Raw genomic sequence first — 25,701 nt, 5'->3', positions numbered from 1 at the left:
CGCGAAGGCGGTGTGCCAGTTGACACATGTATGACTGACACACCGCCTTCGCGAGCAAGCTTCGCTCCTACACTGGATTTACCCGGATTCGGGGTTTTGTGCACCCACCTGAATCCAACCGAACTCAAGGCAAAACACCAGGGTCAACCCTTTGAATCCTGTGCCCCGAGATCGGAGATTTGCCATGACTGACTACCCAAGACCACCCTTCCCCAAACAAGGCCAGCCTGTCCCAGGCTCCCAAAAGAAAATGGACCCGTATCCAGACTGCGGCGAAAAAAGCTACAAAGGCTCGGGCCGGCTGGATGGCAAGATCGCCCTGATCACCGGGGCCGACAGCGGCATCGGCCGTGCGGTCGCCATCGCCTTCGCCCGTGAAGGCGCCGATGTCGCGATTGCCTACCTCAATGAACATGAAGACGCGCAGGAAACCGCACGTTGGGTCGAACAGGCCGGACGTCAATGCGTGCTGCTGCCCGGCGACATCGCGCAGAAAGCGCAATGCCAGGCCCTGGTGGACAAGACAGTCGAACGCTTCGGGCGGATCGACATTCTGGTCAACAACGCGGCCTTCCAGATGACGCACGAACACTTCGAAGACATCCCGGACGAAGAATGGGTGATGACCTTCGACGTCAACATCACCGCCATGTTTAGGATCTGCCAGGCCGCGCTCAAGCACATGAAGGCCGGCAGTTCGATCATCAACACCAGTTCGGTCAACTCGGACATGCCCAAACCCACCCTCCTGGCCTACGCCACGACCAAGGGTGCCATCGCCAACTTCACCGGTGGCCTGGCGCAGATGCTCGGGCCGAAAAACATTCGGGTGAACAGCGTGGCGCCGGGGCCGATCTGGACACCGCTGATCGTCTCGACCATGCCCGATGAAGAGGTGCAGAACTTCGGCGCGCACACCCCGCTGGGCCGGCCGGGCCAACCGGTGGAAGTGGCGCCGATTTACGTGCTGCTGGCGTCGGACGAGGCCAGCTACATCACCGGCCAGCGCTACGGCGTGACCGGCGGTAAACCGATGTTGTGACCGCCCGCTGTAATAGCAGCAGCCTTGTGGCGAGGGGCTTGCCCCCCTCGCCACAAGCTGCGCCAACGGCTACACGTCATTCCGCGAAGTCGCGAAAAAATGAACCCCTTACAAATCTCTCCCCTCAATACGTTTAGGCCCCCATCACGGGCCGTTCGAGGAGGTCGTCATGTCCGCACCTATCGTCAAACTGTTCACCCAGCCCAATTTCGCCTGGACGGATATTCGCCGGGAGGAGGAAGCACATCCGCGCCATTACCTCGCGCATTTGCTGCTGCTCGCCTTGATCCCCGCCGTCTGCCTGTTCATCGGCACCACCTATGTCGGCTGGAGCCTGGCCGAGAACGAAACGGTCAAACTCAGTACCCAAAGTGCGTTGCAACTCTGCGTGCTGCTGTATGTCACCATCATCGCCGGCGTGGCGTTGATGGGGGGATTCATCCGCTGGATGTCGCGCACCTTCGACGCGCGTCCGACCATCAATCAATGCATCGGTTTTGCGGCGTATACCGCGACGCCGTTTTTCCTGGCGGGGATTGCCGGGCTGTACCCGAGTCGCTGGTTGGCAATCATTGTGTTGATGGCTGCTTCGGCTTATTCGACGTTTTTGCTGTTCGTCGGCTTGCCGACGTTCATGCACGAGCGCAAGGAACAAGGCCTGCTGAATGCGGCGTGCGTCTGGGGCGTCGGGCTCCTGGTATTGGTGACTATTCTGGTAGAGATGATTCTGCTGTGGTTCAACGTGCTGACGCCTGAATACCTGCGCGCCACGGTCGGTTGATCCGCAGAGACCAACAAACGCGGTCCACCCCCAGCGAGAACCGAGTATGAGTTTCATTTTATGGGTGGCCGTGTTGGGTGCTGTACTCCTGACGCTGGCGCTGACCTCGTCCTACCTGCGATGGATGCCGGTGACCACGTCGGCGGTGTGCCTGGTGCTGGGCGCCGCCATCGGCCCGGCCGGGTTCGGGCTGTTGAAACTGGACACCGCTGACGCTTCGATCTGGATGGAGCACCTGACGGAAGTCGCGGTGCTCTTTTCGCTGTTTGTCTGCGGCCTGAAATTGCGCTCGCCGCTCAAGCATAAAAACTGGCGGATTGCGGTCGGCCTGGCCGGCCCGGTGATGCTGTTGACCATTGTCGGCGTCTGCTTGTTGCTGCATTACGCATTGCAATTGTCATGGGGCGCGTCTGTGCTGATCGGCTCGATCCTGGCCCCCACCGATCCGGTGCTCGCCGCGCTGGTCCAGGTCAACGACGCGCGGGATGACGACAGCGTGCGCTTCGGCCTCTCCGGTGAGGCCGGGCTCAATGACGGGATCGCGTTTCCGTTCGTGATCCTTGGCCTGCTCCTGCTGCAACACGAGGGTAACCCCGGCTGGTTGGGCGACTGGGTGCTGCGCAGTTTGATCTGGGCGGTTCCGGCCGGTTTTCTGACGGGGTACTGGATGGGACGCGGCATCGGGCGCCTGACCTTGGCGCTGCGGATCAAGAACGATGACAGCACGCTGTCTCCGAACGATTACCTGGCCCTTGCTTTGATTGCCCTGGCGTATGTCGGGGCCGAGTCTATCCACGCCTATGGGTTTCTGTCGGTGTTCGCCGCCGGCCTCGGATTGCGCCAGGAAGAAGTCAGCTCCACGGGCAACGACGAAACCCCTGCCGAGCATCTGGTCCAGCCGGTGGTCGGTCACCAGAACGTCGAACCACAACACGCGGTGCATGGCGATACCGACAACCTTGAAGACACCCAGGTCGCCGCGGGCATCATGATGGGTGACATGCTCGCTTTTGGCAGTCTCGTGGAGCGGGCCATGGAAGTGTTTCTGGTGACACTGCTCGGCGTCGTGCTGATCGCTCACTGGGACTGGCGCGCCCTGCTGGTCGGCGGGGTGTTGTTTTTTCTGGTTCGCCCTTTGAGTGTCGCCGTGATGCCGTGGGGCCGATTGCTCGATTGGCGCCAGCGAATGTTGATCGGCTGGTTTGGCATCCGTGGCATCGGCAGCCTGTATTACTTGTTCTACGCCTTGAATCACGGGCTGGGTCAGTCGGTGTCGACGCTGTGCATGGACCTGACGTTGTCCGTGGTCGCGTTGAGCATTTTGATCCACGGCATCAGCACGCAACCCACCCTCGCCCGCTATGAACGGCGCAAGAAACAAATTATTTGATTTTTACCTGCGTGTTTACAGGTTGAATCAAACGAATTTTCGCCTCGAAGAATTTGAAATCCCTGTGCAACTCGACAGTCACAACCTTAATTCCGCCTGTTTTCTTTTATACGGCGGAACCCGACAGGTTCGGTTCCACTGTGGCAACGATGCCTATTAAAAGGGACCTCGAAAAAAGTAAGGTGCCGGTCATGGTTCACTATTCAACTCCCGATCAAATCAAAGCCTGCCGGGCGTTTGCCCTGGAATGCAATCGCCAGATGTTCGAAGACGCCCAGGCGTTGAGCCGAAGCGCTTTCGAGATGCTTGAGGACGGCGACATGGACCTGGAACGGTTCGAACGTTACAGGGCGATGCGCAGGAAGGCTGATTTGAAGTTTCAGGAAGCGATTGAGCACCTGCGTTTGCTCAACGCGGACTTCCCGCCGATTCCGATGTCCGTGAATAACTCCCACCGGTTGCGCCAGCAGCTTGAAGGCCGGGCTTGATCCTGAAAACCCCCGGGTCATCCGCCCTGACGCACTCCATATAGCCGCTGGCGAAATCGCCTTCGGCTATCGCATCAGTTTCCGCGCTCCGTCAGCAGAACATCCCTTGAACCCGGTGGCAGGATGCGGCGAATCTGATCGACGGTAACACCGACAATTCACATTTCTCGACGGAAAACTTCGCGCCGCGAACTGCATGAGTCAATTTACAGACTCATGCAGCCTGCACGACCTCAATTCGCCATCAGATCTTCTAACCAATTGTTTTATATGGCTTTACTCATGGCGGTGAAATCGGCACGACAAATGCTCCCAGTGTAAAAGCGACCTATGGCCATGAGACCGTTTGCGCCTATTCCGTGACTAATTGAGAGATTCGACCATGAACGCCATCGACCTGTTGAAAGCCGACCATGAACGCGTAAAAGGCATCCTGACTCAGTTAAGCGAGTCCACCGAACGGGGTGTCAAAAAACGCACCGAGTTGCTGGCCAAGCTCGAAATGGAGATCACCATCCATACCCGGCTCGAAGAAGAAGTCTTGTACCCGGCGTACAAAAAAGCCGGTGGCAAGGAACAGGACGTTATGTACTACGAAGCCAAGGAAGAACACCGCACCGTGGATTCCCTGGTACTGCCGGACCTGAAAGTCACCGATCCTTCCACCCCGGAATTCGCGGGTCGGGTGAAAGTGGTCAAGGAGCTGCTGGAACACCACATCGAAGAAGAGGAAACGGAAATGTTCCCTCAGGCGAAAAAACTGCTGGGCAAGGCCACCCTGGAAGAATTGGGCGCGCAAATGGAAACGCTCAAGGCTCAGTACAAGAAAGAAATGAGCGCGTCCAATCTGGCGGCTTGATTTGGTAGTCGATGTCAGAGAGCCCGGCAAATGCCGGGCTTTTTAGTCTGCGATTCAGCCACCGGGATTGGTGACCTGGATGTAAACCGCATAAGTGCCCAGCAACACCCAGAACGTCGCGAAAATCCACGGCGTACGCACGGAAAACAGCAGCGATTTGCGGTAGCCCTTGTGGGACGATTCCATCTCACTGAACAGCGGGGATTCATCGTACGCCAGCCCCATCAATGGCTCGCTGCGCAACAGCTCACTTTGCTTGAAGTGCCAGTGGTCGATGATGTCGTAGGCCGCACGAATGCCCGGCCAGGCGTTCAGCGAGCTCAGTAAACCCAGCAGCGCGAGGAACGGCGGCACCACCAGGGTGAAGAGTTTTCCCCATTCGGGATTGAGGTTGGCCATGCAGGAAGCAAAGGCGATCACCAGGAACGACTGCGCGGCCAGGTAAGCGTCGGTTCGATTGGCGAGGATGCTGGTTTCGTACTGGATTTCCCGACGGTAGAAATCCAGCCGCTCCTTGGGCGAGCCGAACATTTTGGCGTTGTGCTCGGTCAAGACTTCTTCGGCAGTGTGTTCGGTCAGTATTCTGGGCACGGGAATTACACAAGGACTGGGTAAGCGTTATGACGAAACCTGCCCGGGCAAAGTTCAGCCGGATTTAATGCACTTCACTCGAACGCTATTTCGCTGCCGTGGTCCTTCAAGTACACAGGCTGACTTCAAGGATTGCGGATGGACACTCTCGATTGGGTGCAATGGCCAGCGATGCTGGTCACGGTACTGGCGGCGTGGTTGATCGGCTCGCAAAACCCATCGCGCAGGGTGTGGGGTTTCAGTTGCTTCATCGTCAGCAATCTCTTGTGGGTGATTTGGGGCTACCACACCCACGCCTACGCATTGATCGTGTTGCAGTTTTGCCTGTGTGCCATGAACTTGCGCGGTTTCAAGAAGAACGTGAAAGGCTGAGCACGACGCCCGTTACTTCATGGCCAGCGCAATCACCTCGACCAGATTGAGTTGGGTATACGGTTTGGACAAGCGAGGGAGTGTGGTCGCGAAGCCTTCAAGGCGTTCGGCATAACCCGTGGCAAGAATGATCGGTACGTCCGGCTTCAACGCCCGGATGGCATTGGCCAACTGCTCACCGTTCATTTGTGGCATGGCCATGTCGGTAATGACCAGGTCAACATGCTGCTCGCGTTCGAACAGCTCAAGCGCTTGGGCACCGGACACCGCACTGATCACCCGATGGCCGAGATCCTCAAGCAACAGGCCGGTGCTGGTCAGCACCAGGCTGTCATCGTCCACGACCATGACGCACAACTGAGCCACTGGCGGAGCGGCCACTTCCGATTCGGCGGGATGATTGAGCGCAGCTGTGGTCGCGGCGGGTATCCACAGTTCGGCGACAGTGCCGATGTCCTTCTGACTCTTGAGAATGAATCGCCCGCCCAGTTGTTCTATGAAGCCATGGATCATCGACAACCCCAGCCCCGTGCCTTTGCCCACCCCTTTGGTGGTGAAAAACGGGTCCATGGCCGACGCCAGGGTGACCTCATCCATGCCCTCCCCGTTATCGGCAACACTCAGGCAAACATAGCGTCCGGGCTCCGGCAATAGTGTCGATTGGTCGCAGACGTCTTCCGTCCGGGTACTGATGACGATTTTTCCGCCGTTGGGCATCGCGTCCCGAGCATTGGTGGCGAGGTTCAGCACGGCCAGTTCGAGCTGATTGACATCGGCCATGACCGGAACGAGGTCGGGGGAAAAACGGGTTTCGAGCTGTACGGAAGGCCCGAGGGAGCTGCGCAACAATCCGCTGATTCCTTCCACCAGCGCGGGTATTTCGACGGATTCGGACTTGAGTTCCTGTCGTCTGGCGAACGCCAGCATGCGTTGAGTCAGGGACACCCCACGCAGGGCACCTTGGGTGGCGTTGTCGACCAATCGAGTGACTTTCGGATTGTCTCCCACGCGTTTACGGACGATTTCCAGGTTGCCAAGGATAACGGTCAGCAGATTATTGAAATCGTGGGCGATCCCGCCACTGAGTTGGCCGATGGCCTGCATCTTCTGCGCCTGGAACAGCGCTTCACGGGTTTGTTCCAGAACCTTCTGTGCTTGTGTGGCCTCGGTGATGTCCCGGGTAATTTTGGCAAAGCCCAGCAACGTGCCCGTATCGCCCCAGATCGGATCGACCACCACATGGGCAAAGAACCGCGTGCCGTCCTTGCGCACGCGCCAGGCCCTGTTTTCAAAGCGCCCTTCCCGCATAGCCGTCTCCAACGCACGTTGGGGTTCCCCGGCTTCGCGGTCTTCGGGGGTATAGAAGAGTGAAAAATGCTGACCGATGACTTCTTCGGGTCGGTAGCCCTTGATGCGCTGGGCCCCTTGATTCCAGTTGGTCAATCGTCCATCCGGGGCGAGCATATAGATCGCGTAGTCAGTCACGCTTTGAACCAGCAAACGAAACTGCTGCTCGCTTTGCTTGAGCGTCTCTTCGGCCATTTTGCGGTCAGTGAGGTCCCGGGTGATCTTGGCAAACCCCAATAGATTGCCTGCCGGGTCGCGAATCGGATCGATCACCACATGGCACCAGAAGTGTGTTCCGTCCTTGCGAACCCGCCAGCCTTCGCCCTCGAACCGTCCTTCGCGAATCGCCGTATCCAGCGCGCGCTGGGGTAGACCGGCACTGCGGTCTTCTTCGGTATAAAAGCGCGAAAAATGCTGTCCGAGGATCTCCTTCTCCTCATACCCCTTGAAACGTTTGGCGCCAGCGTTCCAGCTGGTGATGATGCCATCGGGGTCAATCATGTAGATCGCATAGTCCACCACGGCATCAATCAGCAGGCGAAAGCGCATTTCCTCGATGGCGTTGGTTTTGGACTGGTTATCACTCATCGATCACACCCGTGACTGTTGTTTTGCGAAGTATGCGTCAAACCGTGGGTTTGGTAAGCCAGAAAACGGTTGTGCACTGGAGCATAGCGTTCACTCCGCCTATTCTCGATGCCAAACGCCATTCCTGGCGGTTCCAAGGCGCCCCGATGATCCTGATTCTGTTGCCCACTTCCGACTACGATCCTACTGAGAGCAGCGTTGCGTGGCAGGCCATGCGTCAGGCCGGCATCGAGGTGCGCTTTGCGTCGCCCGAGGGATTGCCCGCCTACGCCGATTCGCGTCTGGTGGACATCGGTTTCGGCCCGTTGAACCCGCTGCTGATGACGCGCAAGGCCGACCTTGCCAGCTACGCCCGGATGATCGAAGACCCCTCCTTTCGCCGACCGCTGAACTATGACGATGTGGACCCCAGCGAGTTCCAAGGACTGCTGATTCCCGGCGGGCATGCCAAGGGCATGCGCAGCCTGCTGGAGTCCGAGCAGGCGCGACGGATCGCCCTGCACTTTTTCAAGACAGACAAACCCGTGGCAGCGGTCTGCCACGGCGTACTGTTGCTTGCCCGAACCCTCGACCCCGATACCGGGCGTTCGGTGTTGCAGGGGCGCAAGGTCACCGCCCTGGTCGCCAACACCATGGAGCTGCCTGCCTGGGCAATCACCGCCGCCTGGCTCGGGCGCTACTACCGGACCTATACCCAAACCGTCGAAGCGGAAGTCACGGAGGCCCTGTCCAGCCCGACGGATTTCCTGCGCGGGCCCGTCCTCGCGGTGCGTGATTCGGCGGACCAGCCACAACGCGGGTTCGTCGTCCGTGATGGACTGTTGTTGACCGCGCGCTGGCCGGGAGACTGTCATCGCTTTGCCGCCGAGTGGGTTCGCCTGCTTACCGGCTCACGTATTTGACGATGTAGGCGTACAGGTCGTTGTAAACGAAGTCAGGAACAACCTGGGCGTAAGTCTGGGTGTTGAGTAACGCCAAGTGGCATTCTTTAACTATCTCGTCACGCTCACTCAGGGTGTGGACATGATTATTGATGATGCTTTCATAGGCGCTGTATGCCGTTGGCGTCGTAGAGGGCGTCACGCAAGCGGTTGTGGTGTAGGTGATATGAGCACGCGAGACGCGTTCCTTCAGCGCCCCGAACCCGCGTTCATACACCGTGATTTGTGAACGATCGACCGCCTTCGAGGCGGTTTCGAAGGCCAGGATCACCGCTTGCTCATTCCTCATGGAGCTCACCAGTGTCGATCGCGTGACAAACCTTTCCAGTTCGCGGTTTTCCAGGCTTTTAAAGGCTCTTTTGATGCACGAAACGTGAGCAAACTCCAGCGTGCAGCCAACGATATGCGTTTCGAACTGATAGCCGGCCGCCGTCGCGAGTGGTGGAAATGCCGCGAAATCGATGCTGTCGAACGCACACTCCATGATGATGTTGTATTTGAGTGTGAAGGCTTCGGTGAATATTTTGGCGCAAAGCTCTCGTACGAAAGCTTCGGTATGTTCATAGGCATGCAGCACGCCAAGCTTGATCATCTCTGCGTATTGAGGATGTTTCTGCCGGTATTCGGGCAGGTAGAGACGGACATACTTGTCGTAGCGCCTGGTCGGCAGGAGTGTGTTTTCCAGCAGGAAGGTTTTCCCCGAGCCTTGAAGCCCGGCAACCACCAGGATTTTCGGCGTTTCCTCGGCCGTGATACCGCGGAACAGCGTGGTTTTGATGGCATTGAACGCGGCGCTGACTTGTTCAGTGGTGTAGGTGTAGTTCGGTGCGGAGGACATGCCTTGATTTCCTTATCAAAGAGCCGGCTGAAATTGATTGGCTGCCCTTTGAATAAAGCGCTGTTTCACCGCTTGTTCAAATACGTGTGTCTTTCAAGATATGTACCTGTTTTAAAAGGTAAATAATCCTACGCACCAGAAGCCAAATGCGCCTGTTCGACCGACCACCAACGCGGCAGCAAGTGCTTGACCTTGCTGTCGCCGAACCGGTCATCGATCAACATCACCACCCCTTGATCCTGCTGAGTGCGGATCACCCTTCCTGCCGCCTGCACGACTTTCTGTACGCCGGGATACAAGTAGGTGTAGTCATAACCGGAGCCGAAAATCGCCGCCATTCGATGCTTCATCTGTTCGTTGACCGGATTGAGTTGCGCCAGCCCCAGGGTGGCAATGAATGCACCGATCAGGCGTGCGCCGGGCAAGTCGATGCCTTCACCGAACGCTCCGCCGAGCACCGCAAAACCTATGCCCTGGCTGTGCGTGGTGAACTGGTCGAGAAAGGCCTGACGCTGCCCTTCCGCCATGCCTCTGGACTGCGACCACAAACTGATCTGCGGATGTCGTTCGGCCAGTAACTGCGCCACTTGCTGCAAATAATCGAAGCTGCTGAAAAATGCCAGGTAGTTGCCGGGGCGTTGGCTGAATTGGCGGGCGATGAGTTCGACAATCGGTTCGAGGGACGCCTGGCGATGGACGAATCGGGTCGATATCTGGCTGACGATGTGCACTTTCAACTGATCTGCATGGAACGGCGATTCGACATCAATCCACACTGTATCCGGCGGCGTACCCAGCAGGTCCGCGTAATAATGCCGAGGGCTCAGCGTCGCCGAAAACAGCACGGTGCTGCGCGCAGCCTTCAGGCGTGGACGGATGAAACCGGCCGGCACCACGTTGCGCAGGCACAGTTGCGACAGGTTTTGTTTGCGTTCGAGGTCGCGCTTGCTGATGTCGAACAGGAACTGTTCATCGAAGAGTTCGGCCACCCGGCAAAACTGCAGCATGTCGAAGTAAAAACTCTGTAGGGCGCTGTCCAGGCCTTGGGGATGATCGTTGAGATAATCGCCGATGCTCGCGCTGCATGACGACAGCGCCTGGAGAAGTTTTTCCGGTGCCTTGTCGTAGGCCTGATACGGCGCCAATTGCAGATTATGCAGGGCATTCCACTCACGATTGACCCGCTGCAACGGTTTTTTCAGGGCGTCCGGTGCGGTTTTTCGTACCCCGCTGAGGGTCGACTGATCGAGCGTGGCGCTGTACATCTGCCGGCCGCGTTCCACCAGGTTGTGCGCCTCATCCACCAACACCGCGACTTTCCAGTTATTGGCCTGAGACAAGCCGAACAGCAACGCACTGAAATCGAAATAGTAGTTGTAGTCGGCGACCACCACATCGGCCCAGCGGGCCATTTCCTGGCTCAGGTAATACGGACAGACCTCATGCGCCAATGCCACTCGGCGCAAGGCGTCCTGATTCAGCAGGCTGAGTTCGCTGGCGGCCTGGCGGGCGGCCGGCAAACGGTCGTAAAAGCCCTGGGCCAACGGGCAGGATTCACCGTGACAGGCTTTGTCCGGGTGTTCGCAGGCCTTGTCCCGGGCGATCATCTCCAGCACCCGCAGCGGCGGCGCATCGGCGCTCTCCAGGATGACTTGCGCGGCATCCAGCGCCAGTTTGCGCCCCGGCGTTTTCGCCGTCAGAAAGAACACTTTGTCCAACTGCTGCGGCGCCAGGGCCTTGAGCATCGGAAACAGCGTGCCCACGGTCTTGCCGATGCCGGTTGGCGCCTGAGCCATCAGGCAACGACCGGTGCTGACCGCCTTGAACACCGATTCCGCCAGGTGCCGTTGCCCCGGACGAAAGTCGGCATGGGGAAACGCCAATTGCTGCGCCGCGTGATTGCGTGCTTCGCGATGGGCCATCTCCTGCTCGGCCCACAGCAGGAACAGCCCGCAATGATGCTCGAAGAACGACTGCAGCTCTCCGGCGCTGAAGACCTCGACCAGGCAGGTTTCCTTTTCGCTGACAATGTCGAAGTACACCAGCGCCAGATTGATCTGCGCCAGTTCCAGCTTCTGGCACATCAGCCATCCGTAGACCTTCGCTTGTGCCCAGTGCAATTGCCGGTGGTTGGCCGGTTGCTTGCTCAGGTCGCCGCGATAGGTTTTGACTTCTTCCAGGCAGTTTTGCGCCGGGTCGTAGCCGTCCGCCCTGCCCTTGACCTTCAAGGTTTTATACAGGCCTTCGAGGGCGACTTCGCTTTGATAGCCCTCGCTTCGGCGCGAGGCGACAGTGCGGTGCCCGACGATGCCTTCCAGCGCGGTTGGCGACGGCGTGAAACGCAGGTCGAGGTCGCCGACCTTGGCGGTGAATTCACACAGCGCCCGCACCGCAATGCTGTAACTCAAGCGCTCTGCTCCGCCCATTGCACGTAGCAGACGGCGATTGGCATCTGGTGTTCGTGACAGAACTCCAGCCAGCGCAACTGGTTGTCTTGCAGGCGATCGCCGGGGCCTTTGACTTCGATCATGCGGTAGGTCTTGTGCTGCGGCCAGAACTGGATCAGGTCGGGCATCCCGGCCCGGTTGGCCTTGATGTCCAGCAACAGGCGATTGAACCAGTGCTTGAGGTGTTCGGCGGGCAGGCAGTCGAGCGCCTGATCCAGCAGTTCTTCGCTCAGCGCGCCCCAGAATACAAAGGGTGACTGCACGCCCCACTTGGCGACGTAACGCTCACGGATGGTCTGGCTATAACGCCCGTCATCGAGTTCGGCGAGACAGGCCTGAAACACCTCCGCCCGACGTGCATGGAAGTCTTCGTTGAGCAGGTCCACCGGCCCGCGCTGGAACGGGTGGAAAAACGCCCCCGGCAACGGCGCAAAGATCGCCGGCCAGCACAACAGGCCGAACAGCGAGTTGATCAGACTGTTTTCGACGTAATGCACCGGTGCCGAATCCTCCGCCAGGTGCGCCTGAACATGAAATTCGACCGACAGCGCCGGATCGGTCCTGGGCAAGTGCAGGTCCAGGCGCAGCATTTCCCGGGGAGATGGCCGCTTCATTGCCGGGCCGCCCAGTTTGCGCCGCAACCTGGGCAACACACGCAGCACATGCTGATGCTCGGTGGCGCTTTCCGGCGATTGCTCCGCGTGCGTGGCCAGATGCAGGGCCAACTGATATTCACCACAGCGTTCGAGCACACGGATAAGACGCACCCGAGCGCCGGGATAAGCGCAATCGCGATAAATCGACAGCGCCGTGGAGAAATCCGTCATGCGTTCACAATGCTGACCAATCTGGAACAGCAACTTGCCCCGGCGTCGTTGCAGCCAAGGGTTGTCGAGTAGCACCTCGTTGATCTGCTCGATAATGTCCGCCACCTCTTCACCGGCCTCGAAACGTTGCTGGCAGTGGTGCAGGAACAGGCAGGCGTCCACGTCTTCACGGCTGCGCAGCCCCCGGGATTCGGCGCAGAATTCGACTTTCTCGTAGGTAAAGATGCCGAGATCGGCCAGCACGAACTCTGACCAGTCCTGATAAAGGTTGCCGAAGAACATCAGCCGCAAGCGGTCGCACAGGTCCATGATGGTCAGCGTGAACAGCCGGTCGTTCAGTTGCGGGCACCATTGCGCGAAGCTCTGCGACTCGCAGAACTGCTCGCTCAGGGTCGCCAGCCATTCGGTCTTCTTGCCTTTGGGTTGATCGATGGCGGCACCGAAGCAGTGAAGAATCTCGGCCTTGAGCAGAACGTCGAACAGTTCCTCGATCTGTAGCGGCGATTGCGCAGAGATCCAGCCTGCCGCCAGCAATGGCTCGGCAGCACTGGCAATGTCGCCAATCTCGACGTAACTCAATTTGCCGGCCCTGAAATGCAGGCCCTTGCGCATCACCATCCTGACCAGCAGCGCCCGGGACTCGCGGGGTTGCCGACGAAAATCGCGGATGAAGGCTTGCTCCTCGTCGCTCAGCACGTCGGCATAACGATGCTCAAGCCAATCAAGCACTTGCATGAAGTTGTTCAAGTAATAGAACGGGTCGTCGAGAGGATTTTCAGTCACAGGAAAAAAGGGCCATGGCGAGCGAGTACTGGTTATGCGTACAGATACCAGTTACAGCGCGTTCGGTGCAAACGGAAAAGGATAAGCGGCGGCGCTATTTGGCTATTTTCAGGTGGCCATCGAACTTTCTGCCGTTCCACGGCACCAACCGGCATAGCGGCTTTTTTCACGCATTTGAGAGGTGGGTATGAATATCAAGACTCTGGGTTTGCCTTTGGCAGCGGCAGCCTTCCTGGCACTGGCCGGTTGCTCCACGCCAACGGTGGTGACGCTGCAGAACGGCACCCAGTATTTGACCGAGGACATGCCGAAAACCAAGACCAAGGACGGGTTTTACGAGTTTGAGGATATTTCCGGCGCGAAGGTGAAGGTCAATGCCAAAGATGTGGCCACGGTCCGCGAGGAAGACTGAGAACCGCGTTATCGTTCTTCGCGGGCAGCCTCGCTCCTACAGGGTTGTGCGATGTGAGGCTGGCCCGCGAAGAGACCGAGAATCTACGGCATCCACGGCGTACTGTTATCGCAGGAGATGAACTTCCCTCCCCGCCTCCTCAGTTCTTCATGAATCTTCTGGCAGCGCTCGTAATCCTGCTGCATCGCGTGGTCGATGCTGATGTTGCCTGTCATCTCCGGCTGCTTTTCCCCCGAGCGAAACGTCACAAAAGGCTCTTCCGGCTGGAGCTGGAAACGGCTTTTTTCTACCAGCGGGTCGGCGGGTTCCGACGGTGCCGGTGTCGGCAGTTGATCTGGCGTCATGCCATAGCGGCTCAAAATCGAGCTATGAGGCAACTCCGCGGCGGCACTTCCTGATAACAGGGCCAGCGCCAGACCGATGAGGTGCTTCTTGCTGTTACTCACGTTGCGTAATCTCCTGATCCAGTACTCAATCCTGTTGTTGCAAGGTATTGGAGTCCGCAGGTGACTGTCGGGTCACGTGCTCAGGCAGGTTTACCGCGTTATCGTTCTTCGCGGGCAAGCCTCGCTCCTACAGGGTTGTGCGATTCCTTGTAGGAGCGAGGCTTGACCGCGAAGAGGCCCTTACCGGCGCCACATCACCCTCAGGCGATTACGATCCCGGCGCCAGACAAACTGTCCAGCCCAACTCCCACCAACGTCACCGAATCCCCGCCAAACGTCAGCACCGTATCCTGCCCCACCGTCGTGGCATGAGCCCGATAGTCATCATTCGGCGCGACCCCCTGAACCCCGAGGAATACCAGCTTGTCGTTTGCCTGATACCCCACCACCCGGTCCTGACCGAACGCACCGCTGAACAGGAACGTATCAATCCCGCCCCCCGATTCCATCAGGTCATTCCCCGCCCCGCCCACAAACACATCGTTGCCCTGGCCGCCGATCAAATGATCGTTGCCGTCCAGACCGAACAACCAATCGCCCGTCGCATGCGCCTTGAGCGTATCGGCCCCCGTGCCGCCCTTCACCGATGACGCGTATGACGTCAGGTTGTTGCCGACGGCAAGTCCATTGGCCGTCACGCTGTGCGTCACATCATCCTTGAACAGCCCCCACAAGAACCCCGGTTCCTTGGTGACAATACTGCCGATGTCCCGGGTGATGCTGATACCGCCATTGGCGTCACGAACATAGAGGGTGCCGGCGCCGTCATTGGCAAAGTCGACATTCTTCACCGACTGCTGCAAGTCCAGCACGTTGTTGCCATTGCCTCCCAGCAGGATGTTGTAGCCGCCGCCGTCACGGAAGGTGTCGTTACCGTCACGCCCCTCCAGGTAGTCGTTACCTTTGCCACCCTGAATCAGGTCGTTGCCGTCGCTGCCGATGATGAAGGTACTGCCCTTGTGGGTTTCGGCGTTGCGATTGAGGTCCTGAACCCAGGTATTGGCGCGTGCCGGGTCCGAGAGATTGGCGACGACGATCGTCGAGTCCTTGCTGGTGAGGTCGTAGAACTTCGATTCGATCACCCGGTTCATGCCGTCGCCATAGGCGGTCGGCAAGTGCGAGATCCAGGTCGGGATGTTGAGGATGGAGAACGGCAGCACATTCCATGCGGTCGAGGCGTAGTGATCGTTGAAGCTGACGATGTTATCGGTCGCCGAGGCCTTGGCGGCATCGTGCACACCCACCGACGACAGGTTGAAGGATGAACCGTCGAGTGCCCGAAACACCGGGTCGTTTTCATAGCCGACATTGAGCACTTTGTCGGTGCTGCTCTGGGTCGGGGACGCGTAGGCGATGTAGTTGGAATCCTGGTAGAACCCGGACCACTTCTCCGCGCTCAAGTCCGCCAGGCTGTTGACCGCCAGCCCGCCGAGGCTGTGGCCGCTGACCAGCACGTTTTTGCCCGACAGGCCATTGGCCTGGGCAAATGCCATGACGTCGCCGAGCAGATTGCCGAAGGCTTCGCCCACATAGTTTTTCGCATAATCCTTGGGGCCTAGCGCCGCCAGCAGATCGTTGATCACATCGCCGATGGAATCGCCGATCAAGATTTCCCGCGGGCCGCTGGTGCCGCGAAAGGCGATGCCGATTTCGCTGAGATGGCCTTGAGCATCGTACTTGCCGAGGATTTCGACCTGCGCGCTGGTGTACCCGGCCTTCTCGCCGAAGAACGTTCCGCGGGCGTCGACCTTGCCGTCATAACCCAGTTGCGAGGCCGTGATGGGCGTCCAGCCGGCTTTTTGCACGGCCTCCAGGGCGGCTTTTTCCGAATCGGGGTTCCAGGGAATGCCGGGGATCACGCCTTGAGAATCGGTGCCGCCCAGCAGCGCGGTAACCAAAGTCGCCGGCAAGCCCAGGCCGAAGCCGTTGTGCTGGTAGCCGGTGGCAAAGCCATTGTCGAGGTTGTGATAGGAATACAGCGTGATCGCCATCGCGTCGGTGAATAACGCTTTGGAATCGGCTGTGCCGAAGTTTTTGTAGTCATACACACCCATTGGTATTGCCTCTCTTTTGTTGGAATTGTCAGAGATAGCTCACAACCAGGACGCCTCATTCACGAGGCGCCCCAGAGCATTTAGTGCATGCAGCCTTTACGCAAACGTGATGCCTGACGCCGACAGGCTGTCCAGTCCTACTCCCACCAGGGTGACGGCAAAATCGCCCACTTTCAGCACCGTGTCATGGCCCGACTGCGAAGCGTGTTGCTTGTAGTCATAACCCTGCCCCGCGCCCTGAACGCCGAGGAACACCAGCTTGTCGTTGCCCTGGTAGCCATTGATCGCGTCGACACCGAAGGCGCCGCTGAACAGGAAAGTGTTGTGGCCTCCCGAGGCCTGCATCAGGTCGTTGCCAGCGCCACCGACGAAGGTCACCTGGCTTTTGTCGCTGCGCAGCAGGTCGTCGCCGGCATGACCGAACAACCAATCGCCGTCGACGCTGGCCGCCAGTGTGTTGCCGTAGGCGTCACCGTTGAGCGAGTGGTTGTAGTGGGTCAATTCACTGCCGTTGAGCAAGCCATTGGCGGTGACGCTGTAAGTCACCTCCTTGCTGCCCCACCATGAACCCGACTCCTTGCTCACCAGCGAACCGATGTCGCGGGTCATGCTGATGCCACCATAGGCATCGCGCACGTACAGGGTGCCGTCGCCGTCGTTGGCAAAACTGAAGTTCTGCAACGGCTTCTGCAATTCGAAGGTGTTGCTGCCCTTGCCGCCCAGCAGAAGGTTGTAGCCGCCGTCGTCGCGCAAGCGATCGTTACCGTCGCGGCCTTCGATGAAGTCATTGCCGGCACCGCCCTTGAGCAAATCGTCGCTGTCGGTGCCGATGATGAAGGTGCTGCCGGTGTGGGGTTCGCCGCTGCGTCCGAGGTCCTCGACCCAGGTGGTACCCCGAGACGACTCCGCCAGGTTGGAGACGATCAGCGTTGAGTCCTTGTCGGTGAGGTCGTAGAACCGCGAGTCGATCACCCGGTTCAAACCGTCGGCATAGCCCAACGAGCCATGGGCTGACCAGTTCAGCGGATTAAGGATGCTGAATGGCACCAGGTTCTGCGCGGTGGACGCGTACTGGTCGTTGAAGTTGACGATGTTGTTGGTCGCCGAATCCTGATGACCGTCGTGCTTGCCCAAGGACCCACTGCTGAACGTGGTGCCGTCGAGCACCCGGAACACCGGGTCGTTCTCGTAGCCGATGTTCAACACGTTGTTGCCTGTAGCGCTCTGGGTCGGTGAGGCGAACGCGATGTAATTGGCGTCCTTGTAGAAACCGCCCCAGTTGTTGCCGCTCAACTCGGCGAGGCTGTTGACCCCCAACCCGCCGAGGCTATGGCCGCTGACCATGACGTCCCTGGCGCTCAGGCCATGGGCGATGGAAAACGCGGCAACGTCCTTGAGCAAGTTGTCAAAGGCGTTTTTTGCGTAATTCGTCGCATAATCCACCGGGCCGACGGCGGCCAGCAGGTTGTTCTTCATGTCGCCGAAGGTGTCGCTGTACCCCAGGCCTCCGGTGCCCCGGAAGGCAATGCCGATACCGATCAGCTTGCCCGCCGTGTCGTACTTGCCGAGCACTTCGGCTTCGGCGCTGGTGAAGCCGTCCTTCTCACCATAGAAAGTGCCCTGAGCACCGACCTTGCCTTGATAACCCAGCTGCTTGGCGCCAATCGGCGCCCACGCGGTGGCCGGCAGTGGCTGACCGGTTGGCGTGTACGCATACAGCGTCAGGGCGATGGCGTCGCTGTACAGCGCCTTGCCGTCAGCATTTTTGTAATCAAACAGTCCCATGTTGTTTGCTTCCTTTGCGTTAAATCAGAACTGCCAGTCGAGTGTCAGACCTACACCGTGGTCTTTTTCGTTGGAGCCCAGCAGTCCGTTGTAATCCAGGCTCACACGCACATCCTTGGCCACCGCCAGACCGGCGCGCGCACCAATGACGGCGGCGTTACGATCCAGGGACACGCTCTGCACGCTGAACCCGGTGTTGCCGTTGGCGAAGGCCAGGTGGTCTTCGGAACGGGTGCTGCTCAGGTTGTGCTGCCAGCCCAGGGTGCCGGACAGTTCCAGTTGCTGTTTGTCCGACAGGGCAATGGCTTTGCTCGCCCGCACACCGAGGGTCGAGAGCACGGCGTCGCGGTTGTCTTCGCCCCCCTTGAGTGCGGCGGCATCGCCTTTCTCGGTGAAGCTGTCGCGGTTGAGGTGCACGTAAGCCAGGTTGGCAAACGGTTCCAGGGCCAGCGGTTGCAGGTCCAGGCGATACGCTGCTTCGGTAAACAGCTGGGCGGTGGTCGCATCGCGTTTGGATTTCTGTTTGCCGCTGACGTCACCGAATTGCAGGTCACGTTTCACATCGATGCGATGCCAGCTATAAGCGCCGCCGACACTCAAGCGCAGTGCATCGATTTCATGGCCCAGGTAGGCGCCCAAGTGGTAGCTGTCGACCGAGGCCGACGAATGCGTGCCATCGCCCATGCTCAACGAGCTGTCGCTATACCCGGTGACGAAACCGAGCCGCGTATCTTCAGTGATGAGACCGTCGACACCGGCCAGCAAGCCGCCGATGGAGCTGGTGGAACTGGCGTTGTCATGCCCGCCGTCGCTCTTGCCCCAGGCGCCGAGGACTTTGACCCAGGCATTGCTGCGGTCATCGGTGGGTGCCGCGGCATCGAACAGATCACGCTCACGCAGGCGTTCGCCGACGGCATCACGCAGGTAACGGCTGTCGTTGATCAGCAACGTGCCGATCGCCGGATGAATCTCACCGGACAGTTGCTGGAAGGCTTGTTGCGCGACGGCAGCGGTTGGCGACAGCAACAGGGTTTCATAGAGCGGATTGCCCGCGCCCAGTTGCTCGGCAGCGGCAGCCACGGCACGTTGGTTCGGGGTCTGGCCGACGCTGGCGAAGGACGCGGCGTTGCGCTCTACCGCCAGTTGGATGCCAGTTGCCGAGTAGTCGAGCGCGCCGCCGATGAACAGGTAGTTCGGCAGGACTGCGCCAAACCGCCCTTCGATGCCGCCAGCTGCTTGCAGGATGTTGTATTGATTGCCAAGCAGCGATTGCACGTCGCTGGTGGTCAGCAAGGTCGGGCTGTTTTCCAGGGACAGGCTGACAGTCGCGCCTTCGATCACTGCTTTACCGCCCGCGATGATCTGGTCGCTGCTGGTCGGTGACAATTCCACGGCGTAAGTCGAGCCCGGCTCGAACGTCACGTCACCCGCGACCTGCAAGGTGCCGATGGAATTGCCGGGGGCCACGGTGCCGCCGCTTTTCGCGGTCAATGCGCCGATGCGGCCGTTACCGCCGAGGATCCCACTGTCGTTGACGGTGACCGCCGAGAGCAGCGAGCCGTTGATCGCCAATCGACCCTGATTGACCAGCGTCGGGCCGGCGTAAGTGTTGGCGCCGGTCAGCACCAGCGTGCCGATGCCCTGCTTGGTCAGGCCGCCGTGGCCGGAAATGTCGTTGCGCCAGACGTCCCGGCCACACTGCACGTCATTACAGACGCGCTCGGTCGGTTTGCCCGCATCGATAATCGCGCCGATGCCGGGCAAGTCCGCGACAAACTGGCTGGAGCCGTAGGCGCCCTGGATGCGGAACTCCTCGGGTATGTCTTGCTCGGTGACCAACATCGCCGGGCCATCGATGCCTTTGCGCAGGTTGATCATGCCCCAACCATACAGCGCGTCGACACCCGGTGCGCCCATGTCGGTGGCCGTGGTGCGCAGCACGCTGGCGACCTGGGCGCCAGTCATGTACGGGAAGCGTTCCATCAGCACCGCCACCGCGCCCGCGACGTGCGGCGCCGCCATGGAGGTGCCGTTTTTGTTGGCGTAGCCGATGGTCATGTTATCGGCATTGGTGCCCCCGATGACTGCGCTGAAGATCTTGCTGCCCGGTGCCGACACGCAGAAACTCGCGGTGTAGCCGCAACGCGACGAGAAGGTGCTGATGTTGTAGAGGTCCGGGCTGTTGAGGTCCGGGTTCTTCTGCAAGGCCGCGACGGTCATCCAGTTCGGTGCGATTTCGGGGACGAAATAACCGAGGCCGGCAATGGCGTCCGGGTTGTTGAGGTTGTAGTCGTTGCCGGCGGCGAAGATCGTCACGATGCCGCTGCGAGCGGCCGCGATCGCACCGTCATAGGCACCGCCCTGGCGCGTGCCGAGGATGGGCTGGATCTGATTGAATTGCAGTTGCGCGTCCTGCACGGTGAAGTGCGGATACGCCGGGTCGCGGCCGCCCAGGTCGAAGCGATCGGTGATGCCGATGCCCCAACTGTTGTTGATGATCCGCGCCCCGCTGGCGATCAATGCATCCCAACCGGCCTTGTACACTGCGCCGTCGTTGCCGAGGATGATCCCGTCTTCGGGGCCCGGGTCGCCGTTGTCGGCACTGATGATTTGCGCGTTGTACGCCACGCCGTGCATTGGATTGCCGTCACGGCTGCCCGCGGCGATCCCGCCGACGTGAGTGCCGTGGGAGCCGAGCTTGCCGTCGTAGCCGACCGAGGGCGAACCGTCATACACAAACGCATCGCCGGCTTTGACCGGGATGTACGGGTCGGTGTATTCGCGGATGCCGCGGGTGACCAGAGTGACGACCTTGTTGGCACCGGAAAACTCCGGATGCTGGGCGTAAACCGGTTGATCGAAGATCCCCAGTTTCACGCCTTTGCCGCTGTAACCGGCGGCGTAGGCATCCTGGGCATTGATGCCGCCCAGGCCCCAGTCAGCGTTGAACTCAGCGCTACGCCAACTGTTGGGATCGCCTGCTTTGCCGCTTTCCACGTAGGGCACCGCTTGTGCGGTGCCTACTGAAGCCAGCGCACAAAGCAGGGCTCGGTTGAGTGCTTTCATGGCGAATAAGTTGTTGTTCTTAACTTTCATACAGCGACCATCCTTAGTTGTCTTGCCAAAATCCCTGTGGCGAGGGGGCTTGTCGGAACGCCGCATCGTCCCGTTCGGCTGCGCAGCAGTCGCGAACCCGGCTGATGCGTTTTGTCTGCCAAATCACCGCTGCCTGTTTTGGGGCGGCTTCGCCACCCAGCGGGAGCAAGCTCCCTCGCCACATTTAATGTTTGCCACGTTTTTTGTTCGTGTTTTTAAAACTGCCAATTGAGGCTCAGCCCTACGCCATGGCTCTTCTCGCGGCTGGCCAGTTGGCCGGTGTAATCGAGGTTCACGCGAATGCCCCGGCTCAGGGCCAGGCTGGCATGCGCGCCTACCAGCGCCGCGTCACGCACCATTGGCGCCCCTTCCACCGAGAACGCCGTGCTGCCGCTGGCAAATGCCAGATGTTCTTCAGCATCGGTATTACTCAGGTTGTGCTGCCAGCCGAGACTGCCGCTCAGGTCTAGTTGCTGCTGGCCGGACAGGTTCACCGTTTTCAATGCGCGCACGCCCAAGGTGCTGAGCACCGCATCCCGCGTGTCGGCGGTGCTTTTCAGTGCGGCGCCATCACCTTTCTCGGTGAAACCCTCGGTGTCGAGGTGCACGTAGGCCAGGTTGGCAAAGGGTTCGAGCGCGAGCGGTTGCAGATTCAGGCGATACGCCGCTTCACCGAACACTTGAGTGGTGCCGGCATCGACCTTGGCTTTCTGCTTCGCGCTGACGTCGCCGTATTGCAGGTCACGTTTGACGTCGGCACGATGCCAGCTGTAGGCACCGCCGGCACTCAGACGCCAGGCGCCCAGTTCGCGGCCGGCGTAAGCACCCAAGTGATAGCTGTCGACCTTGGCCGATGAATGCGTGCCCGAGCCCATGCTCACCGAACTGTCGCTGTAACCCGTGACCAGGCCGATCCGGGTTTGCTCGTCAACCGCGCCATCGACACCGGCAAGCAAGCCGCCGATCGAGGTGGTGTAACCGGCGGTGTCATGGCGGTCATCGGTCTTGCCCCAGGCCCCAAGCGCCTTGATCCAGCCATTGCTTTGCGCGCCTTTGGCGTCAACCAGTCGCTCACCGATTGCATCGCGCAGGTATCGACTGTCGTTGATCAGCACCGAACCCAACGCCGGGTAGATTTCCCCCGACAACTGCTGGAACGCTTGCTGTGCGGACGTCGCGGTGGGCGACAGCAACAGGCTTTCGTACACCGCATTCCCCGCCCCAAGCCCTTCCACCGCGGAAGCGACGGCGCGTTGGTTCGGCGTCTGGCCGACGCTGGCGAACGTCGTGTCGTTACGCTCCACGCTCAGTTGAATACCGGTGGCGGCGTAATCGAGGCTGCCGCCGATGAACAGATAGTTGGGCAACACCGCACCGAACTGACCTTGAATGCCGCCGGCCGCTTGCAGGATGTTGTATTGCTGACCGAGCAGGCTTTGCACTTGTTGAGTGCTGAGCAAGGTCGGGTTGTTTTCCAGTGACAGACTGACCGTCGCACCGCTGACCGTGGCCGTGCCGCTCGCAACGATCCGGTCGCTGTCGGTCGGCGACAGCTCCACCGCGTAAGTCGAGCCGGGTGCAAACGTGACGTCGCCGGCGACCTGCAAGGTGCCAATGGAATTGCCCGGCGCGACGGTAGCGCCGCGGTTGGCCGTCAGATCCCCGACTCGACCTGAACCGCCCAGCGTGCCGCCTTCATTGACGGTCACGCTGGATGCCAACGAACCGTTGACCGACAGCAGGCCGCCATTGACCGTGGTTGGCCCGCGATAGCTATTGTCACCGGTCAGCATCAAGCGTCCGGCTCCTGACTTGATCAGGCTGCCTTCGTAGACCCGATTGGTGGCGGCAAGATCGCGGGCCATGCCGACGGCGTAATCCGTCTGATCCTGCTGACTGGCACCGGCCGGTACGCCATTCTCCCAGCCCTTGGTCCTCAACGTCTGTTGCCAGGCACTGCGTTCGGCCGCGTCTTCACTCTGCCGCTGGATCAGCGCGTTGTCCGAGATGTCGTTGCTCCAGACATCGCTCTGCCCTGCCCCCAGATTGGCGTCGAAGCGCCCGAGCAATTGCCCCGGCCCGCGCATCGCCCGTTCGAGGTTGGCCACGCCCCAGCCGACGCGGGTATTGGGCGCCTGGGTGACGGAACCGTCGAGTTGGGTGGCGGTGGTCAACAGGGTTTCCAGCGCCTGCTGGTTGGTCATGTACGGATAGCGTTCCATCACCAGCGCCAGCGCGCCGGTGGCATGCGGCGCGGACATGGACGTGCCGGACTTGATCGCATAACCGGCGTCGGGGATGGTGCTGTCGATCTTCGCGCCGGGGGTGGTGATGCACCAATACTTGGCGATTCCGCACTGGTTGTACTTTTGCTGGTTATTTTGATCCAGCCCCGACACCGCCAGCCAGTGGCCTTCCAGGTCCGGCTGGAAGTACGGCAAGGCCGAACGCACGCTGGCATTGGGGTAACCGCTGTTGCCGGCGCTGAACACATTGATCACACCGCGACGGGAAACGTCAGCCGCCGCATCGAGCCAGGTGCCTTTGTTCCAGTGCTGGGCGTAGGCGGCGTGCAGATCGTCGAGGGTGCGATAGCTGACGTCCGGTGGCTGGCTGCCCCAACTGTTATTGATCGCCCGCACACCGGCGTCGGCCAAGGCGTTATAGACCGCTTTGAAGTAGCGCGGATCCGGATTGGGGCCGAACAGAAAACTGTCGTTCTTGTTGGTATTGCCGACGTAGACCTGCGCGTTGTACGCCACACCGTGCATGCCGGTGCCATCGCGGGAGGCGCCAATGGTGCCGGCGACGTGGGTGCCGTGGGAGTCGTTGTTGGCGTTGAGAGTGCCGTCGACATTGAACAGTGAGCCGTCGACGTAGCTGCCGCTGGCCAGCACCGCGTGGTAACGGTCGGTGGCGAATTCGGGATGGGCTGCATCGAAGCCTGAATCGAGTTCGCCGATTTTCACACCCTTGCCGGTGATGCCAGCGGCGTAGGCCTGGTCGGCCTGCATGCGGGTCAGTCCCCAGTCCCGCTGAAATTCCACCGAGCGCCAACTGGCCGCATCGCCCAGGGTGCCGTTTTCCTGATAAAGCGCCTGGGCCGAGCCTGGCGCTACTGAAATCCAGAGCAATAACGTGCCGACCGACATCGGCTTGATCTGTACGTCCATGTCAACTTCTCGCTTTTTTGGCGTTTTTAGAATTCTGGTTGCCCACTAAGGGCTGCAACGCAACAGGTCAAATCATCGAGATCTCGGGCCTTGACCGAATGCCTCGTCCACCTTGGCCAGATCCTGCTCATTCAAGGTCCCGGCGTAGTAATGCAACTTGGTCCAGGCCATCAGGTAGTCGTACCTTGCCTGAGCCAAATCCCGGCGGGTGGTAAATAGTTGTTGTTCGGCATTCAACGCATCCAGGTTCACCCGCTCACCGCCCAGGATGCTTTGCTTGGTCGAAACCACCAGCGCTTCCGCCGATTTCAGGGCTTTCTGATAAGCGCGCAACTTGTTCACCCCCGACAGGCAGGCACTGAATTGCCGACGCAGCTCGATCAGGGTTTCCCGGGTCTTGCCGTCCAGTTCGTACTCGGCCTGTTCCATGGTGCGGCTGGCCTGACGGGTCGACGCCGACACCCCGCCGCCGGCGTACAACGGCACGCTGACTTCAATGCCGATGGTGTTGGTGTCGTAACGCTGGTTGTAGGTATTGCCGCTTTCCGATTCGTTCTGGCGCACCGAAGCGTAGGCACTGACTTTCGGCAGGTGTCCGGCGCGGTTGCGTTCGACTTCATACCGCGCGACTTCCACCGCCTGACGCTGGGAGGCCAGGTTCGGGTTGTTGGCCACGGCCATCTCGTGCCAGGTGTCGTAGTTGGCCGGCAGCAGGCTGAAGGTCTGGAAGTTCTGGTCCAGCGGCGCCAGATCGGTGATGTCGACGGCCGGCACGCCAATCAGCGCGCCCAGTTCGCGCAAGGACGCGTCCTGCTCGTTGCGTGCCTCGATTTCCTCGGCGGTCGCCAGTTCGTAGCGAGACTCGGCCTCAAGAATATCGGTGCGCGTGCCCTCGCCCTGGCGGAACATCTGCTCGTTCTGCTGGAACTGCTGTTCGAAGGCCTTCTTCTTCGCCAGCGCGATGTCGATCTGATCCTGGGCGAACAGCGCATTGGTGTAGTTTTCCAGCACACGAACCAGCAATTCCTGGCTCTTGCCGCGGAAGGCTTCGTCGGCAAACAGCGACTGCGCCACGCCTTTGCGATACCCCGCGTAGGCTTCGTAGTCGAGCAACGGCTGTTGCAGGGTCAGGTTCGAGCCGTAGCTGCCGTAGTTGCGGTCCTCGGTGAAGTCCGGCCGACCTTCATTGATTTGGGTGACCTTGGAGGTGTTGCGCCCCTTGTTGTAGGTGTAACCGAGCCTGGGCAACAACCCGGCCCGGCCTATGATGCGGTTTTCAAGGCCGGCATCGCGTTCCTTCATGGCGCCAAGGAACACCGGGTCATTGCGCAACGCTTGCTCGTAGATATCGAACGGCCCCATGGCGGCCATCGCACCGTTGCACGTCAGCAACGCCAGGGTGGCTGCGAGCATTGAAAGCTTATTCATACAGCCGAACATC

19 protein-coding genes are annotated in these 25,701 nt (G+C 59.9%); 8 read left to right on the top strand and 11 right to left on the bottom strand.

What is annotated here, in order from left to right; genetic code table 11:
- Nucleotides 1-184 precede the first annotated feature (184 nt).
- From QMX98_RS04115 to QMX98_RS04095, 5 genes are all read left to right on the top strand, one after another.
- Nucleotides 185-1,042: an SDR family oxidoreductase gene (locus QMX98_RS04115; RefSeq protein ID WP_010460357.1), complete on the top strand. Its 858-nt coding sequence runs from the start codon at nucleotides 185-187 to the stop codon at nucleotides 1,040-1,042.
- Nucleotides 1,043-1,211: 169 nt separating this feature from the next.
- Nucleotides 1,212-1,823, top strand: coding sequence for a Yip1 family protein (locus QMX98_RS04110; RefSeq protein ID WP_010460359.1), 612 nt, complete (start codon nucleotides 1,212-1,214; stop codon nucleotides 1,821-1,823).
- Nucleotides 1,824-1,869: 46 nt separating this feature from the next.
- Nucleotides 1,870-3,213, top strand: coding sequence for a sodium:proton antiporter (locus tag QMX98_RS04105; protein WP_010460361.1), 1,344 nt, complete (start codon nucleotides 1,870-1,872; stop codon nucleotides 3,211-3,213).
- Between the two features lie 191 nt (nucleotides 3,214-3,404).
- On the top strand, nucleotides 3,405-3,701 hold the full coding sequence (locus QMX98_RS04100; protein ID WP_145307577.1) for a hypothetical protein: 297 nt from the start codon (nucleotides 3,405-3,407) through the stop codon (nucleotides 3,699-3,701).
- A gap of 382 nt (nucleotides 3,702-4,083) precedes the next feature.
- On the top strand, nucleotides 4,084-4,560 hold the full coding sequence (locus tag QMX98_RS04095) for a hemerythrin domain-containing protein (RefSeq protein WP_010460365.1): 477 nt from the start codon (nucleotides 4,084-4,086) through the stop codon (nucleotides 4,558-4,560).
- Between the two features lie 54 nt (nucleotides 4,561-4,614).
- On the opposite strand, the gene QMX98_RS04090 is transcribed toward QMX98_RS04095, so the two are convergent.
- Complete coding sequence (locus tag QMX98_RS04090; RefSeq protein ID WP_077748489.1) at nucleotides 4,615-5,151, bottom strand: hypothetical protein; 537 nt, start codon at nucleotides 5,149-5,151, stop codon at nucleotides 4,615-4,617.
- Nucleotides 5,152-5,289: 138 nt separating this feature from the next.
- Between QMX98_RS04090 and QMX98_RS04085 the strand changes: the two genes are divergently transcribed.
- The gene (locus QMX98_RS04085) at nucleotides 5,290-5,523 is read left to right on the top strand and encodes a hypothetical protein (RefSeq protein WP_077748490.1); all 234 of its coding nucleotides are present in this window, start codon (nucleotides 5,290-5,292) and stop codon (nucleotides 5,521-5,523) included.
- 12 nt (nucleotides 5,524-5,535) lie between these two features.
- Here QMX98_RS04085 and QMX98_RS04080 read toward each other — a convergent pair whose 3' ends face one another.
- On the bottom strand, nucleotides 5,536-7,458 hold the full coding sequence (locus tag QMX98_RS04080; RefSeq protein ID WP_221105972.1) for a PAS domain-containing sensor histidine kinase: 1,923 nt from the start codon (nucleotides 7,456-7,458) through the stop codon (nucleotides 5,536-5,538).
- A 146-nt stretch (nucleotides 7,459-7,604) separates the two neighbouring features.
- On the opposite strand from QMX98_RS04080, the gene QMX98_RS04075 reads away from it, so the two are divergent.
- Nucleotides 7,605-8,360, top strand: a complete 756-nt coding sequence (locus QMX98_RS04075) for a DJ-1/PfpI family protein (protein WP_282410290.1) — start codon at nucleotides 7,605-7,607, stop codon at nucleotides 8,358-8,360.
- On the opposite strand, the gene QMX98_RS04070 is transcribed toward QMX98_RS04075, so the two are convergent.
- The 3 genes from QMX98_RS04070 to QMX98_RS04060 form a co-directional block, all read right to left on the bottom strand.
- Nucleotides 8,341-9,237 (bottom strand): zeta toxin family protein, encoded by an 897-nt coding sequence (locus QMX98_RS04070; protein WP_282410288.1) that lies wholly within the window; start codon nucleotides 9,235-9,237, stop codon nucleotides 8,341-8,343. The two genes, QMX98_RS04075 and QMX98_RS04070, sit on opposite strands and share 20 nt — an antisense overlap.
- A 128-nt stretch (nucleotides 9,238-9,365) precedes the next feature.
- Nucleotides 9,366-11,645, bottom strand: a complete 2,280-nt coding sequence (locus tag QMX98_RS04065; protein ID WP_282410287.1) for an ATP-dependent DNA helicase — start codon at nucleotides 11,643-11,645, stop codon at nucleotides 9,366-9,368.
- The gene (locus tag QMX98_RS04060; protein ID WP_348967355.1) at nucleotides 11,642-13,294 is read right to left on the bottom strand and encodes a VRR-NUC domain-containing protein; all 1,653 of its coding nucleotides are present in this window, start codon (nucleotides 13,292-13,294) and stop codon (nucleotides 11,642-11,644) included. Before QMX98_RS04060 ends, QMX98_RS04065 begins: the two co-directional genes overlap by 4 nt.
- Before the next feature lie 187 nt (nucleotides 13,295-13,481).
- On the opposite strand from QMX98_RS04060, the gene QMX98_RS04055 reads away from it, so the two are divergent.
- Nucleotides 13,482-13,706 (top strand): YgdI/YgdR family lipoprotein, encoded by a 225-nt coding sequence (locus tag QMX98_RS04055; RefSeq protein ID WP_010460381.1) that lies wholly within the window; start codon nucleotides 13,482-13,484, stop codon nucleotides 13,704-13,706.
- Between the two features lie 83 nt (nucleotides 13,707-13,789).
- On the opposite strand, the gene QMX98_RS04050 is transcribed toward QMX98_RS04055, so the two are convergent.
- The 6 genes from QMX98_RS04050 to QMX98_RS04025 all read right to left on the bottom strand — a co-directional run bounded on the left by QMX98_RS04050 (nucleotide 13,790) and on the right by QMX98_RS04025 (nucleotide 25,700).
- A complete protein-coding gene (locus tag QMX98_RS04050) occupies nucleotides 13,790-14,152 on the bottom strand; it encodes a hypothetical protein (protein WP_010460382.1) in 363 nt (120 codons plus the stop codon).
- A 200-nt stretch (nucleotides 14,153-14,352) separates the two neighbouring features.
- Nucleotides 14,353-16,206 (bottom strand): polyurethanase, encoded by a 1,854-nt coding sequence (locus QMX98_RS04045; RefSeq protein ID WP_282410286.1) that lies wholly within the window; start codon nucleotides 16,204-16,206, stop codon nucleotides 14,353-14,355.
- Nucleotides 16,207-16,302: 96 nt separating this feature from the next.
- Nucleotides 16,303-17,991: a polyurethanase gene (locus QMX98_RS04040; RefSeq protein WP_282410285.1), complete on the bottom strand. Its 1,689-nt coding sequence runs from the start codon at nucleotides 17,989-17,991 to the stop codon at nucleotides 16,303-16,305.
- Between the two features lie 24 nt (nucleotides 17,992-18,015).
- Nucleotides 18,016-21,087, bottom strand: a complete 3,072-nt coding sequence (locus QMX98_RS04035; protein WP_282410284.1) for an autotransporter serine protease — start codon at nucleotides 21,085-21,087, stop codon at nucleotides 18,016-18,018.
- A gap of 215 nt (nucleotides 21,088-21,302) precedes the next feature.
- A complete protein-coding gene (locus QMX98_RS04030; RefSeq protein ID WP_282410283.1) occupies nucleotides 21,303-24,260 on the bottom strand; it encodes an autotransporter serine protease in 2,958 nt (985 codons plus the stop codon).
- Between the two features lie 72 nt (nucleotides 24,261-24,332).
- Nucleotides 24,333-25,700 (bottom strand): TolC family outer membrane protein, encoded by a 1,368-nt coding sequence (locus QMX98_RS04025; protein WP_282410282.1) that lies wholly within the window; start codon nucleotides 25,698-25,700, stop codon nucleotides 24,333-24,335.
- Between the last annotated feature and the right edge of the window lies 1 nt (nucleotide 25,701).

Origin of the sequence: Pseudomonas sp. PS02303 (assembly GCF_029959925.1) — a bacterium.
Classification (GTDB): domain Bacteria; phylum Pseudomonadota; class Gammaproteobacteria; order Pseudomonadales; family Pseudomonadaceae; genus Aquipseudomonas; species Aquipseudomonas mandelii.
This window is presented reverse-complemented; position numbering and strand designations above follow the sequence as displayed.